The 13,751-nt window shown below is 64.5% G+C and carries 13 protein-coding genes; 12 read left to right on the top strand and 1 reads right to left on the bottom strand.

The annotated features are described in order from the left end of the window. Positions 1-4 precede the first annotated feature (4 nt). The 12 genes from nuoL to BJ122_RS01040 all read left to right on the top strand — a co-directional run bounded on the left by nuoL (position 5) and on the right by BJ122_RS01040 (position 13,428). Positions 5-2,110, top strand: a complete 2,106-nt coding sequence (gene nuoL, locus BJ122_RS00985; RefSeq protein ID WP_110779308.1) for an NADH-quinone oxidoreductase subunit L — start codon at positions 5-7, stop codon at positions 2,108-2,110. After that, a complete protein-coding gene (locus BJ122_RS00990; protein WP_245407556.1) occupies positions 2,110-3,630 on the top strand; it encodes an NADH-quinone oxidoreductase subunit M in 1,521 nt (506 codons plus the stop codon). The genes nuoL and BJ122_RS00990 overlap by 1 nt, the downstream gene beginning before the upstream one ends. 25 nt (positions 3,631-3,655) lie before the next feature. Beyond that, a complete protein-coding gene (nuoN, locus tag BJ122_RS00995) occupies positions 3,656-5,092 on the top strand; it encodes an NADH-quinone oxidoreductase subunit NuoN (protein WP_110779309.1) in 1,437 nt (478 codons plus the stop codon). 1 nt (position 5,093) lies between these two features. Beyond that, on the top strand, positions 5,094-5,906 hold the full coding sequence (locus BJ122_RS01000) for a biotin--[acetyl-CoA-carboxylase] ligase (protein WP_110779310.1): 813 nt from the start codon (positions 5,094-5,096) through the stop codon (positions 5,904-5,906). Beyond that, a complete protein-coding gene (locus BJ122_RS01005; RefSeq protein ID WP_110779311.1) occupies positions 5,906-7,576 on the top strand; it encodes a ribonuclease J in 1,671 nt (556 codons plus the stop codon). Before BJ122_RS01000 ends, BJ122_RS01005 begins: the two co-directional genes overlap by 1 nt. Before the next feature lie 39 nt (positions 7,577-7,615). Beyond that, a complete protein-coding gene (gene mce / locus BJ122_RS01010) occupies positions 7,616-8,020 on the top strand; it encodes a methylmalonyl-CoA epimerase (protein ID WP_027277457.1) in 405 nt (134 codons plus the stop codon). Between the two features lie 3 nt (positions 8,021-8,023). Continuing rightward, positions 8,024-8,299 carry a DUF1467 family protein gene (locus tag BJ122_RS01015; protein ID WP_110779312.1) on the top strand — a complete coding sequence of 92 codons (276 nt, stop codon included), beginning with the start codon at positions 8,024-8,026 and terminating at the stop codon, positions 8,297-8,299. Positions 8,300-8,819: 520 nt separating this feature from the next. Continuing rightward, complete coding sequence (locus tag BJ122_RS01020; RefSeq protein WP_245407571.1) at positions 8,820-9,221, top strand: DUF2946 family protein; 402 nt, start codon at positions 8,820-8,822, stop codon at positions 9,219-9,221. A gap of 135 nt (positions 9,222-9,356) precedes the next feature. Further along, positions 9,357-9,881 carry a copper chaperone PCu(A)C gene (locus tag BJ122_RS01025; RefSeq protein ID WP_110779445.1) on the top strand — a complete coding sequence of 175 codons (525 nt, stop codon included), beginning with the start codon at positions 9,357-9,359 and terminating at the stop codon, positions 9,879-9,881. A gap of 163 nt (positions 9,882-10,044) precedes the next feature. Next, positions 10,045-11,364 (top strand): proline--tRNA ligase, encoded by a 1,320-nt coding sequence (gene proS, locus BJ122_RS01030; protein ID WP_110779314.1) that lies wholly within the window; start codon positions 10,045-10,047, stop codon positions 11,362-11,364. Positions 11,365-11,440: 76 nt separating this feature from the next. Further along, the gene (locus BJ122_RS01035; RefSeq protein WP_027277453.1) at positions 11,441-12,721 is read left to right on the top strand and encodes a lipoprotein-releasing ABC transporter permease subunit; all 1,281 of its coding nucleotides are present in this window, start codon (positions 11,441-11,443) and stop codon (positions 12,719-12,721) included. An 8-nt stretch (positions 12,722-12,729) separates the two neighbouring features. Then, complete coding sequence (locus BJ122_RS01040) at positions 12,730-13,428, top strand: ABC transporter ATP-binding protein (protein WP_103013018.1); 699 nt, start codon at positions 12,730-12,732, stop codon at positions 13,426-13,428. 61 nt (positions 13,429-13,489) lie between these two features. On the opposite strand, the gene BJ122_RS01045 is transcribed toward BJ122_RS01040, so the two are convergent. Beyond that, positions 13,490-13,750 carry a DUF3551 domain-containing protein gene (locus tag BJ122_RS01045; protein WP_245407557.1) on the bottom strand — a complete coding sequence of 87 codons (261 nt, stop codon included), beginning with the start codon at positions 13,748-13,750 and terminating at the stop codon, positions 13,490-13,492. Between the last annotated feature and the right edge of the window lies 1 nt (position 13,751).

A 13,751-nucleotide genomic window follows, 5' to 3' on the forward strand; every position in this document is an offset into this window, starting at 1 on the left:
GCAGATGATTCAGGCCATCGTCTTCCTGCCGCTGATCGGTGCGCTGATCGCAGGTGCGATCGCGTTGATCGGCGCCCATGCCCGCCATCCGAGCGGTGACACCGTCGATCACGACGGCCATGGCGGCCATGCCCATGGCAACGACGCGCCGCTGGTGGTGCACACCTCGTATGACGAGGCCCCGCAGGTCTCGCCGATGGGCCCGGACGATCGCGGCCATCACGTGCTGCCGCTGGAATTGCAGGCGGCTGGCTCGCGCGCGGCCGAATGGATCACCACCGGCCTGCTGATGGTCGCGGCGGCGCTGTCCTGGCTGACCTTGGTCGATATCGGCTTCATGCATCACGACGCGATCCGGGTCACGGTGCTGCCCTGGATCAATTCCGGCGAATTGCAGGTGGCGTGGGCGCTGCGCGTCGATACCTTGACCGCGGTGATGCTGGTGGTGGTCAACACCGTGTCGGCGCTCGTGCACCTTTATTCGATCGGCTACATGCAAGACGATCCGCACCGGCCGCGGTTCTTCGGCTATCTGTCGCTGTTCACCTTCACCATGCTGATGCTGGTGACCGCCGACAATCTGGTGCAGATGTTCTTCGGCTGGGAAGGAGTCGGTCTCGCCAGCTATCTGCTGATCGGCTTCTGGTATCAGCGCCCCTCGGCCAATGCCGCGGCGATCAAGGCGTTCGTCGTCAATCGCGTCGGCGATTTCGGCTTCCTGCTCGGCATCTGCACGGTGTTCTTCCTGGTCGGCTCGACCGACTTCGAGACCATCTTTGCCGCGGCGCCGGGCCTGACCGGCCGCACCATCGACTTCTTCGGCCTCAACGTCGATGCGCTGACGCTGGCCTGCCTGCTGCTGTTCATGGGCGCGATGGGCAAGTCGGCGCAGTTCCTGCTGCACACCTGGCTGCCGGACGCGATGGAAGGCCCGACCCCGGTGTCGGCGCTGATCCATGCCGCGACCATGGTCACCGCCGGCGTGTTCATGGTGGCGCGGTTGTCGCCGCTGTTCGAACTGTCGCCGGTGGCGCAGAACGTGGTGCTGTTCTTCGGCGCCACCACCGCCTTCTTCGGGGCCACCGTTGGCCTGGTGCAGAACGACATCAAGCGGATCGTCGCTTACTCGACCTGTTCGCAGCTCGGTTACATGTTCGTGGCGATGGGCACCGGCGCCTATTCGGTCGGCATGTTCCATCTGTTCACCCACGCGTTCTTCAAGGCGCTGTTGTTCTTGGGGGCCGGCTCGGTGATTCACGCCATGCATCACGAGCAGGACATCCGCCACATGGGCGGGCTCTGGAACCGGATTCCGTTCACCTATGTGGCGATGGTGATCGGCACGCTGGCGCTGACCGGCTTCCCGCTGACCGCCGGCTATTTCTCGAAGGACGCCATCATCGAGGCGGCGTTTGCCTCGGGCAACAGCATGGCGTTCTACGCCTTCCTGATGACCGTGATCGCCGCCGGCCTGACCTCGTTCTATTCCTGGCGGCTGGTGTTCAAGACCTTCCACGGCACGCCGCATGACCGCGCCCACTACACCGCGGCCCATGAGAGCCCGGTCTCGATGCTGATCCCGCTGGGCGTGCTCGCGGCCGGCTCATTCCTGGCGGGCTTCCCGTTCAAGGAGCTGTTCGCGGGCCACGGCGTCGCCGAGTTCTTCCGCGACTCGCTGAAGGTCAATCCGCAGATCCTCGAGGCCATGCATCACGTGCCGGCAGCGGTGGCCTATGCGCCGACCGCAATGATGATTCTGGGCTTCCTGGTGTCGTGGATGTTCTATGTCAGCAGCCCGAACATGCCGGTCGATCTCGCGAACCGGATGCCGCGGCTCTACAATTTCCTGCTCAACAAATGGTACTTCGACGAGGCCTATGACGCGATCTTCGTCCGTCCGGCCAAGCGCTTTGGCCGCTTCCTGTGGAAGGCCGGTGACGGCGCGATCATCGACGGGCTCGGGCCGGACGGCATCACCGCGCGCGTGCTCGACGTCACCCGCGGCGTGGTGCGGCTGCAGACCGGCTATCTGTACCACTACGCCTTCGCGATGCTGATCGGCGTTGCCGGTCTGATCACTTGGTTCTTGCTCGGCTCGGGGAGCCACTGATGACGGCCTCCATCATGACTTGGCCCATTCTGTCGGTCGTCACCTTCCTGCCGGTGGTCGGTGCGCTGGCGATCTATGTGATCCGCGGCAGCGAGGAGACCGGGGCGCGCAACGCGCGCTGGATCGCGCTGTGGACCACCGTGATCACCTTTGCGGTGTCGCTGATCCTGGTGCAGCGCTTTGATCCGAGCTCGCCGGAATTCCAGTTCGTGGAGAAGGCGCCCTGGCTCGCCGCCGGCATCGGCTATCACATGGGCGTCGATGGCATCTCGCTGCCGCTGGTGATCCTGACCACCGCGCTGATGCCGTTCTGCATCATCGCCAGCTGGAAGTCGGTGACGCTGCGGGTGCGCGAATACATGATGGCGTTTCTGATCCTGGAAACGCTGATGGTCGGCACCTTCTCGGCGCTCGATCTGGTGCTGTTCTATCTGTTCTTTGAAGGCAGCCTGATCCCGATGTTCCTGATCATCGGGGTGTGGGGCGGCCCGCGCCGGGTGTATGCCACCTTCAAATTCTTCCTCTACACCTTGCTCGGCTCGGTGTTGATGCTGCTGGCGATCATCGCGCTCTATCTGCAGGTCGGCACCACCGACATTCCGACGCTGCTGCACAGCAATCTGCCGCGCAATCTGCAGACCTGGGCGTGGCTGGCATTCTTCGCCTCGTTCGCGGTCAAGATGCCGATGTGGCCGGTGCACACCTGGCTGCCGGACGCCCACGTCGAAGCGCCGACCGCGGGCTCGGTGGTGCTGGCCGCGATCCTGCTGAAGATGGGCGGCTATGGTTTCCTGCGGTTCTCGCTGCCGATGTTCCCGCTGGCGTCGGCCGACTTCGCGCCGCTGATCTTCACGCTGTCGGTGATCGCGATCGTCTACACCTCGCTGGTGGCGCTGATGCAGGAGGACATCAAGAAGCTGATTGCCTACTCTTCGGTGGCGCATATGGGCTTCGTCACCATGGGCATCTTTGCCGGCACCACCCAGGGCATCGCCGGCGGCGTGTTCCAGATGGTGTCGCACGGCATCGTGTCGGGCGCGCTGTTCCTGTGCGTCGGCGTGGTCTACGACCGCATGCACACCCGCGAGATCGCCGCCTATGGCGGGCTCGTCAACCGCATGCCGCTCTATGCGATGGTGTTCATGGTGTTCACCATGGCCAATGTCGGGCTGCCCGGCACCTCTGGCTTCATCGGCGAATTTTTGACGCTGCTCGGCACGTTCCGCGTCAACATCCCGACCGCGACCGTGGCCACGCTCGGCATCATCCTGTCGGCGTCCTATGCGCTGTGGCTGTACCGCAAGGTGGTGTTCGGCGCGATGGTCAAGCCGTCGTTGGCGTCCATCAAGGATCTGACCTGGCGGGAAGGGGTGACGCTGGCGCCGCTGGTGGTGCTGACCATTCTGTTCGGAGTCTATCCGAAGCCGGTGCTCGACATGTCGGCCGCCTCGGTCAATCTCCTCGTCCAAAACTATGCATCTGCGCTGACGGCCGTGAAGGCTGCCGCGCTGCTGCCATGAACGCTGCAGTTCAGGATCGCACGCCATGACATTCGAGATCGCCGGCTACCAACTGCTCCCGGTGCTGCCGGAACTGCTGCTGCTGACGGGCGGCATGGTGCTGCTGATGATCGGCGCCTATGGCGGCCAGCGCACCACGGGGCTGGTCACCGGGCTGGCGGTGCTGCTGCTCGGCGCCACCGGCGCCGCGGTGCTGATGCTGCCGGCCGGACGGCTGGAGACCTTTGGCGGCAGCTTCGTGCTCGACGATTTTGCGCGCTTCATGAAGGTGCTGGCGCTCGGCGCCTCGGCGATCACCCTGATTCTGTCGCGTGAATTCCTGTCGGACCCGTCACGGCGCATCTTCGAGTTTGCCGTGCTGGTGGTGCTGTCGTCGGCCGGCATGATGGTGCTGATCTCGGCCGGCGACCTGATCATGGTCTATCTCGGCCTCGAATTGATGAGTCTCGCGCTCTACGTGGTCGCGGCCAGCAATCGCGAGGACCCGAAATCCAACGAAGCCGGCATGAAGTATTTTGTGCTCGGCGCGCTGTCGTCCGGCATGCTGCTGTATGGCGCCTCGTTGGTTTATGGCTTCACCGGCACGGTCAGTTTTGCCGGCATCGCGGCCGCGGCCAAGGATGGCAGCGTCGGGCTGGTGTTCGGCCTGGTGTTTCTGCTGGCTGGCCTGTGCTTCAAAGTTTCGGCGGTGCCGTTCCACATGTGGACGCCCGACGTCTATGAGGGCGCGCCGACCCCGGTGACCGCGTTCTTCGCCTCGGCGCCCAAGGTCGCGGGCGTGGCGGTGTTCGTGCGGGTGGTGCTGACCGCGTTCCCCGACGTGCTGCAGCAGTGGCAGCAGATCGTGGTGTTCGTCGCGATCGCCTCGATGGCGCTCGGCTCGTTCGGCGCGATCGGCCAGAAGAACATCAAGCGGCTGATGGCCTATTCGGCGATCGCCCATATCGGCTTTGCGCTGGTCGGGCTGTCGGCCGGCACTGCTGAAGGCGCTCAGGGCGTGCTGGTCTATATCGCCATCTATGTGGTGATGACGCTCGGCGGGTTCTCGGTGATCCTGGCGATGCGTCGCAATGGCCAGGCCGTGGAACAGATCAGCGACTTCGCCGGCCTGTCGCGCACCAATCCGCAGCTTGCCTTCTTCTTCGGGATGCTGATGTTCTCGCTGGCCGGCATCCCGCCGCTCGCGGGCTTCTTCGCCAAGTTCTACGTGTTCCTGGCAGCGGTGAAGGCCGGCCTGATCGCGCTGGCGGTGATCGGCGTCATCACCAGCGTGGTGGGCGCCTATTACTATCTGGCGATCGTCAAGGTGATGTATTTCGACCCGCCGAAAACCGCGATCGATCCGGTGCGGTTCGAGGTCGGCGGCGTGGCAGCGGCGGCGGGTCTGCTCAATCTGCTGTACTTCGTTTATCCGGGGCCGCTGGTCAGTGCCGCGGGCGTTGCGGCCAAGTCGCTGTTCTAGGATGACGCTCGCGCTCGGAGTGAGGGCGCAGGCCGCCGGCACGAGGCTGGCCTGTTTCGACCAGCTTGGCTCGACCAATGCCGAGGCGGCGGCAAGGGCTAGGGCCGGCGAGGTTGGTCCGATCTGGTTCGTCACCACCGAACAGACCGCGGGACGGGGCCGCCGACAGCGGCCCTGGATCGCGCCGCGCGGCAATCTCGCCGCCAGTCTGCTGGAAGTGATCGATGTCAGCCCAGGGATGGCGGCGACGCTCGGCTTTGCCGCCGGGCTGGCGCTTGAGTCGGCGCTGCAGGCGGTCACCGCGCATTATATCGCCAGCTACGCGGTGCCGCTGGCCATCGATTACCGGCTGAAATGGCCCAATGACGTGCTCGCCAATGGCAACAAGCTCGGCGGCATTCTGCTGGAGGCCGAGAACATGGCCGATGGCCGCCTGGCGGTGGTGGTCGGGATCGGCACCAACATCGTCGCGCATCCGACCGGCACCCCGTATCCTGCTACCTCGCTGCATGCGTTGGGGCTGCAGGTCAGCGCCGAACAGGTGTTTGCGGCGCTGTCGGACAGCTGGACCGAGCTGCGCGGGCTTTGGGACAATGGCCGCGGATTTGCCGAAATCCGAAGGCTTTGGCTGCAGCGCGCCAAGGGTTTGGGCGAGCCGGTCTCGATCCGCACTGGCACAACCGTGATAGAAGGCCTATTCGACTGCATCGATGAGGCAGGCTGCCTGATCGTCAGGACGCCTGAAGGCCGACGGATTCCGATCGCCGCGGGCGACGTGCATTTTGGTTCGACGGCCTCCGCGGGAGCTTCTTAATGGCACGACCGGATGAACTCACCTTCGTTCCCCTCGGGGGCGTCGGTGAGATCGGCATGAATTTGTATCTTTACGGGATCGGCAAGGGGCCTCAGCGCAGCTGGCTCGCCGTCGATCTCGGGGTGTCGTTCGGCGATGAGGAGCACCTGCCGGGCATCGATCTGATCATGGCCGACATCGCGTTTCTGGAAAAGGAGCGCAAGAATCTGGTCGGCCTGGTGCTGACCCACGCCCATGAAGACCATTTTGGCGCCATTCTCGATCTGTGGCCGCGGCTGCAATGCCCGATCTACGCCACGCCGTTCTCAGCCGCGCTGTTTCAAGCGAAATGCGAAGCCGAGCGTGAGCCGCCCAAAATTCCAGTGACGGTGGTGCCCTCGGGCGGCCGTGTCGATGTCGGCCCGTTCAATGTCGAATTCGTGCCGGTGGCGCATTCGATCCCGGAATCGCATGCGCTCGCGATCCGCACCACCGCGGGCCTGGTGCTGCACACCGGCGACTGGAAGATCGACCGCACGCCGATCATCGGCGCGCCGACCGACGAAAAGCGGCTGCGCGAACTCGGCGACGAGGGCGTGCTGGCCCTGATCGGCGATTCCACCAATGCGGTGCGCGACGGCTGTTCGCCGTCCGAGTCCGAAGTGGCACGCACCATCGCCGAACTGGTGAAGGCCGCCAAAGGCCGCGTTGCGGTCACGACCTTTGCCTCCAATGTCGGGCGGCTGCGTGCCATCGCCGATGCCGCGCGCGAAGCGGAGCGCGAGGTGGTGGTGGTCGGCCGCGCCATGGAACGCCTGGTGCAGGTGGCGCGCGAGACCGGCTATTTCGACGGCGTGCAGAATTTCCGCAGCGCCGAGTATTATGGACACTTTCCGGCCGACAAGGTGCTGGCGCTGTGCACCGGCAGCCAGGGCGAGCCGCGCGCGGCGCTGGCGCGCATCGTCAATGACGATCACCCGCAGGTGACGCTGAACCGCGGCGACTGCGTGATCTTCTCGTCGCGCACCATTCCCGGCAATGAGAAGTCGGTCGGCCGCATCATCAACGGTCTGGTCGAGCTCGGCGTCGAAGTGATCACCGACCGCACCCATCTCGTCCATGTGTCCGGCCATCCGCGCCGCGATGAAATGCGCGAACTGCTGTCCTGGGTGCGGCCGCAACTGGTGATTCCGGTGCATGGCGAGGCGCTGCATCTGCACGAACACGCCAAGCTGGCGCGCGCAGCCGGCGTGCCCAAAGTGCTGATCTGCGGCAATGGCGATCTGGTGCGGCTCGGCCCCGGCGATCCGTCGATCATCGGCGAGATTCCGGTCGGCCGGCTCTACAAAGACGGTTCGATCCTGGAACAAGAGAGTTCGCGCGCGGTTGTCGAGCGCCGGAAAATGGCATTCTCCGGCTGCGTCTTCATTGCGCTGGCGCTCACCGACAAGGGCGAACTGGCCGACGATCCCGAAGTCGATTTGGTCGGCATTCCGGAAAAGAACGCCAACGGCGAAGTGCTCGACGATCTGGTGTTCGAGGCGGTGCAGGCGACTTTTGAGACGCTGCCGCGCGCCCGCCGCCGTGATCCCGATGCGGTCGCCGAAGCGGTGCGCCGTGCGGTGCGCGCCGCCGTGAATGCCGAGTGGGGCAAGAAGCCGCTGTGCTTCGTGCACGTATTGACGGTTTGACTTCTAACAATTTGAAACAGACGGAAGATGGAGAAAGCCATGCTGGGGCGGTTGAATCACGTTGCGATCGCGGTGAAGGACGCGGAGAAGGCCGCCAAGATCTATGGCGTCGGCTTCAATGCCGAGATTTCGGCGCCGGTGTCGCTGCCGGACCACGGCGTCATCACCGTGTTCGTGACGCTGCCCAACACCAAGATCGAATTCGTGCAGCCGCTCGGTGAGACTTCGCCGATCGCCAAGTTCTTGGAGCGCAATGCCGACGGCGGCATTCATCACGTCTGCTACGAAGTGCCGGACATCATCGAGGCGCGCGATCGGCTGATCAAGGAAGGCGCGCGGGTGCTCGGCGATGGCACGCCCAAGATCGGCGCCCATGGCAAGCCGGTGCTGTTCTTCCATCCCAAGGACTTTTCCGGCGCCTTGGTCGAGATCGAGCAAGCCTAATCGATGACAAGCATCAGCACCGCCCTCGCGATCTACTTCGTGCTGTGGTGGGTGGTGCTGTTTGCCATTCTGCCGTTCGGGGTGCGCAGCCAGTCCGAACAGGGGCAGCGGGCGCCGGGCACTGATCCCGGCGCGCCGGTCAAAGCGCAGATGCTGCGCAAGCTGCTGTGGACCACGCTGATCTCGGCACTGATCTATGCCGCCGCCGCGCTCGCCTATCGCGCCGGCTACCTCGATATCGATCGATTATCAAAGCTGTTCGGCCTGCCGCTGAACTAGCAACTACGCGCCAAGATTATTGATCGTGCTGATCCATCCGCATGTCATGGCCGGGCTCCGTCCCGGCCATCCACGTCTTTGATCTTGAAACGCTTTCAAGACGTGGGTGCCCGCGACAAGCGCGGGTATGACGAGGCATTGGTGGAAACTGTTAGATAACAGCATCGTTGACACCGGCTGCGCCCCAAAAAAAAGAGCAGGGTGTCAACCCTGCCCGGACATCCATCCATCCCTAACTCCCGCCATTCTCATTGTTATTGAGGCGGGCGACGCAATTGTTGTGCGCCAGGGTTCCTCCCGAGACTTGGACCACCAGACCGCCGGTTGGTTCCTGCGGCCTGAGACCTAAGTGGTAACCGATCCAATCGGCATTGTCATCATCGGCAGCAAGCTTCGTTTAAGATTCACCGCTCTGACGCAATGATCGTTTGTTTGCGCTCAGAGGTTGTGAGTGCGGTCCTCGATTGCATCGAAGCGAAAGCACATGGTATCCGTTTGCAAACGGAGGGCTGTGACCCCGATGCGCCGTTGGTTGCGACCGATCCTGCCTGTTGCGGCGATCGCCCTGTGGCTGCAGCTGCTGGCGCCGGTGATGGCGTGCCAGGCGGTGGCGAACGCCGCCGCTGATCCAATCAGCTTCGCAGAGCTATGCGGCGCGCAGCATTTTAGCCGGCTCGCGCCATTTGATCGCGATACTGGTCCGCCGTCATCTAATCCTGCTTCTTCCAGCGACCATGCCTGCTGCGCGTTCTGCGCCGCCAGCCATAGCGGCGCGCTGCCGGTTGATCCCGCGCGCGAGGGCGCGGCGGTGCTGTGGTTGGGCGGTGAGCAACAACAGTGGTTGTCTTCGCCGCCGCGATGGTCGCGCGGTGAGCAAGGGTCCGCGAACCGGGCGAGGGCGCCGCCGCACGCGCTGGCCTGAGCGGCGTCGCAGCAGGCTTGCGGCGGCGCTCGCCATCGCCGGGGCGTGGATCGGCTTTCACCAATCCACATCGCCTACCGGCGCTTCGTCACCCGCTTTCCGCGCGCAATTGCGCATCCGTTTTGGGAGATCATCATGTCGACCCTGTTCCGCTCCATCGCCGGCGCCGTGCTGCTGCTGGCCTCGAGTTACGCCGCTGGCGCTGCCGAAATCAAAGCCGGCGATCTTGTCATCACCGAACCCTGGAGCCGCGCCACCCCGGCCGGCGCCAAGGTCGCCGGAGGTTTTCTGACCATCGAGAACAAGGGCACCGCGCCCGACCGGCTGCTCAGCGGCTCGGCGGCGGTCGCCGGTAAGTTCGAGGTGCACGAGATGCGCATGGAGGAGGGCGTGATGAAAATGCGCCCGCTCGACAACGGCCTCGAGATCGCGCCCGGCAAGACCGTCAAGCTGGTGCCTGGCGGCTATCATCTGATGCTGATGGATCTGCACCAGCCGCTCAAGGAAGGCGAGAGCGTGCCGGTGACGCTGCAATTCGAGAAGGCCGGCACCGTGCAATTGACGCTCGATGTGCAGGCGGTCGGCGCCAAGGCGCCGGCGGGGGCGGCGGCCGATCACGGCGGCCATCAGATGGCCCCGGGCCATTCGATGGCGAAATAGCCGTAAACCCAGCCCGATCGGGCGGCGTGCCGCGGGGCATGCCGCCCGGCATGGCAGATGCGAACCCAGTGCCGAAGCGCCGCTGCGGCCGCCCTTGTGTTTTGCCGCTCAATCCGGTTTGACTGCCGCCTGACCTCAATTCCACCGATTCTCGAGTAACCCCATGCGATTGTCGCGCTATTTCCTGCCGATCCTCAAGGAAACCCCCAAGGAGGCCGAGATCGTCTCGCACCGCCTGATGCTGCGCGCCGGCATGCTGCGGCAGGAGGCGTCCGGCATTTATGCCTGGCTGCCGCTCGGGCATCGGGTGCTGAAGAAGATCGAGCAGATCGTGCGCGAGGAGCAGAACCGCGCCGGCGCGATCGAACTGTTGATGCCGACGCTGCAGCTCGCCGATCTGTGGCGCGAGAGCGGCCGCTATGACGCCTATGGTCCGGAAATGCTGCGCATCACCGACCGCCACAAGCGCGAACTGCTGTACGGGCCGACCAACGAGGAAATGATCACCGAGATCTTCCGCGCCTATGTGAAGTCCTACAAGAACCTGCCGCTCAACCTGTACCACATCCAGTGGAAGTTCCGCGACGAGCAGCGTCCGCGCTTTGGCGTGATGCGCGGCCGCGAATTCCTGATGAAGGACGCTTACTCGTTCGATCTCGACGAGGCCGGCGCGCGCCGCGCCTATAACAAGATGTTCGTCGCCTATCTTCGGACCTTTGCCCGCATGGGGCTGAAGGCGATCCCGATGCGCGCCGAGACCGGCCCGATCGGCGGCGACCTCAGCCATGAATTCATCGTGCTGGCCGACACCGGCGAATCCGGCGTGTTCTGCGATCGCGATGTGCTCGATCTGCCGGTGCCGGGCGAGGACGTCGATTATGACGGCGACCTGACCCCGATCATCAAGCAGTGGACCTCGGTCTATGCCGCCACCGAAGACGTCCATGACGCCGAGCGTTTTGAGCGCGAGGTGCCGCAGGAGCGGCGCTTGAACACCCGCGGCATCGAGGTCGGCCAGATCTTCTATTTCGGCACCAAATATTCCGAGCCTATGAAGGCGCTGGTCGCCGGCCCGGACGGCGCCGAGGTGCCGATCCATGGCGGCTCCTATGGCGTTGGCGTGTCGCGGCTCTTGGGCGCAATCATCGAGGCCTGCCACGACGAGAACGGCATCAAGTGGCCGGAGGCGGTGGCGCCGTTCCGCGTGGCGATCCTCAACCTCAAGCAAGGCGATGCTGCCACCGATGGCGCCTGCGAGCAGCTCTATCGCGAGCTGTCGGCCAAGGGCGTCGATGTGCTTTACGACGACACCGATCAGCGCGCGGGCGCGAAATTCGCCACCGCCGATCTGATCGGCATTCCGTGGCAGGTGCTGGTCGGGCCGAAGGGGCTGGCCGAGGGCACCGTCGAATTGAAGCGTCGCGCCGATGGCACGCGCTGCAATGTTGCGCTCGCCGAAGCCGTCGCACGTCTGACGCAGTGAACACTTATCCACCGCGGGCGGGCGGTGGCGGGAACGGCGCGGCCAGAATAAGCCCGAATCGTGTGAGATTCGGGCTATGGATGAAGCCATGAGCGACCCAGTTCGTACCCCTCCCTTTGCGCCATTCGAATGGCTGTTGTCCGGCCGCTATCTGCGGGCGCGGCGCAAGGAGGGATTCATCTCGGTGATTGCCGGGTTTTCGTTCGTCGGCATCATGCTCGGCGTCGCGACCCTGATCATCGTGATGGCGGTGATGAACGGCTTCCGTAAGGAGCTGCTCGACAAGATCCTCGGCCTCAACGGCCATCTGCTGGTGCAGCCGCTGGAAAGCCCGCTCACCGACTGGAAGGACGTCGCCGACCGCATCAACGGCGTCACCGGCATCCGGCTGGCGGCGCCGGTGGTCGATGGTCAGGCGCTGGCGTCCTCGCCATTCAACGCCTCGGGCGTGTTCGTGCGCGGCATCCGCGCCGACGACCTCAATAATCTGACCTCGATCGCCAAAAATATCCGGCAAGGCACGCTGGAGGGCTTTGATCAGGGGCAGGGCGTCGCGATCGGCCGCCGGCTCGCCGATCAATTGTCGCTGCATGCCGGCGACAGCGTCACGCTGGTGGCGCCGCGCGGCGCGGTGACGCCGATGGGCACCACCCCGCGCATCAAGCCGTACAAGGTCGCGGCGGTGTTCGAGATCGGCATGTCGGAATACGACTCGACCTTCGTGTTCATGCCGCTCGCCGAAGCGCAGGCCTATTTTAACCGCTCGTCCGACGTCACCGCGATCGAGGTCTACACCTCCAATCCGGACCGGATCGACATGTTCCGCAAGGCGGTGACCGAGTCGGCCGGCCGCCCGGTGTTTCTGGTCGATTGGCGGCAGCGCAATTCCACGTTCTTCAATGCGCTCCAGGTCGAGCGCAACGTGATGTTCCTGATCCTGACGTTGATCGTGCTGGTGGCGGCGCTCAACATCGTGTCCGGTCTGATCATGCTGGTGAAGGACAAGGGCTCCGACATCGCCATTCTGCGCACCATGGGCGCCTCGCAAGGGGCGATCATGCGGGTGTTCCTGATCACGGGCGCCGCGATCGGTGTGGTCGGCACGCTGACCGGCTTCATCGTCGGGCTGGTGGTCTGCCTGAATATCGAGTCGATCCGGCAGTTCGTGTCCTGGCTGACCAATACCGAACTGTTTTCGCCCGAACTGTATTTCCTCTCGAAGCTGCCTGCCGAGATCGACGTCGGCGAGACCAGCGCGGTGGTGATCATGGCGTTGACGTTGTCGTTCCTGGCGACCCTGTATCCATCCTGGCGCGCGGCGCGGCTCGATCCGGTCGAAGCGCTGCGTTACGAATGAGCGTGCCGATGGAGGAAGTTGCCGAAGAGGTGCCGGTCGTTTATCTGCACGACATCAAGCGGCAATACGTGCAGGGCGAGTCGGTGCTGACCATTTTGGGCGGCGCCAAGCTGGCGCTGTGGGCCGGGCAGTCGGTGGCGCTGGTGGCGCCGTCGGGCTCGGGCAAATCGACGCTGCTGCATATCGCCGGGCTGCTCGAACATCCCGACGAGGGCGAGGTCTATATCGGCGGCACCGCCACCTCCGGGCTGAGCGATGCTGAACGCACCCAGATCCGCCGCACCGACATCGGCTTTGTCTATCAGTCGCACCGGCTGCTGCCGGAATTCTCGGCGCTGGAAAACGTGATGCTGCCGCAGATGATCCGCGGCCTGAAACGGTCCGAGACCGTGTCGCGCTCCAAGGAAATTCTTGGTTATCTCGGGCTTGGCGATCGCATCACCCATCGTCCGGCCGAGCTGTCGGGCGGCGAACAGCAGCGCGTCGCGATCGCCCGCGCGGTCGCCAATGCGCCGCGGGTGCTGCTGGCCGACGAGCCGACCGGCAATCTCGATCCGCACACCGCCGACCATGTGTTCCAGGCGTTGATGCAATTGGTGCGCGCCACCCAGGTGGCGATGCTGATCGCGACCCACAATATGGAGCTCGCGCATCGCATGGATCGACGGGTGTCGATCCAGGACGGTCAGGTCATCGAACTCGATTGAGCGCGCCCACCGCGCGGGCCAGTCTCGCGCGGGCAGGGCGTCTAGCTAGCTGCGCTGGCGGCTAGCGCTGCTGATGGCGTCTGGCGCGCGGCTGTTGCGGCGGCGTGTAGAACGGATTGACCATGCAGGCCGCGGCGCGGCCGGTGGCCGACGGCCGGCATTGCTCCATCGAAATGTAGCTGCAATCGTCATAGGTGATCGGGCCATAGACGTGCAGACAATAGGGCGCCGAGCTTTGCGCCGACGCCTCGGCCGCGACCAGCAGCGCGGCCGAACAACTGATCAGGGCTAGTCCAACGCGGCGCATCACGGCCTCCTGCATC

Source organism: Rhodopseudomonas faecalis (genome assembly GCF_003217325.1).
Classification (GTDB): domain Bacteria; phylum Pseudomonadota; class Alphaproteobacteria; order Rhizobiales; family Xanthobacteraceae; genus Rhodopseudomonas; species Rhodopseudomonas faecalis.

Bases quoted from the DNA above. Each gene is read 5' to 3' on its own strand.
- nuoL (WP_110779308.1), top strand. From the start codon at position 5: ATGATTCAGGCCATCGTCTTCCTGCCGCTGATCGGTGCGCTGATCGCA.
- BJ122_RS00990 (WP_245407556.1), top strand. From the start codon at position 2,110: ATGACGGCCTCCATCATGACTTGGCCCATTCTGTCGGTCGTCACCTTC.
- nuoN (WP_110779309.1), top strand. From the start codon at position 3,656: ATGACATTCGAGATCGCCGGCTACCAACTGCTCCCGGTGCTGCCGGAA.
- BJ122_RS01000 (WP_110779310.1), top strand. From the start codon at position 5,094: ATGACGCTCGCGCTCGGAGTGAGGGCGCAGGCCGCCGGCACGAGGCTG.
- BJ122_RS01005 (WP_110779311.1), top strand. From the start codon at position 5,906: ATGGCACGACCGGATGAACTCACCTTCGTTCCCCTCGGGGGCGTCGGT.
- mce (WP_027277457.1), top strand. From the start codon at position 7,616: ATGCTGGGGCGGTTGAATCACGTTGCGATCGCGGTGAAGGACGCGGAG.
- BJ122_RS01015 (WP_110779312.1), top strand. From the start codon at position 8,024: ATGACAAGCATCAGCACCGCCCTCGCGATCTACTTCGTGCTGTGGTGG.
- BJ122_RS01020 (WP_245407571.1), top strand. From the start codon at position 8,820: ATGCGCCGTTGGTTGCGACCGATCCTGCCTGTTGCGGCGATCGCCCTG.
- BJ122_RS01025 (WP_110779445.1), top strand. From the start codon at position 9,357: ATGTCGACCCTGTTCCGCTCCATCGCCGGCGCCGTGCTGCTGCTGGCC.
- proS (WP_110779314.1), top strand. From the start codon at position 10,045: ATGCGATTGTCGCGCTATTTCCTGCCGATCCTCAAGGAAACCCCCAAG.
- BJ122_RS01035 (WP_027277453.1), top strand. From the start codon at position 11,441: ATGGATGAAGCCATGAGCGACCCAGTTCGTACCCCTCCCTTTGCGCCA.
- BJ122_RS01040 (WP_103013018.1), top strand. From the start codon at position 12,730: ATGGAGGAAGTTGCCGAAGAGGTGCCGGTCGTTTATCTGCACGACATC.
- BJ122_RS01045 (WP_245407557.1), bottom strand. From the start codon at position 13,750: ATGCAGGAGGCCGTGATGCGCCGCGTTGGACTAGCCCTGATCAGTTGT.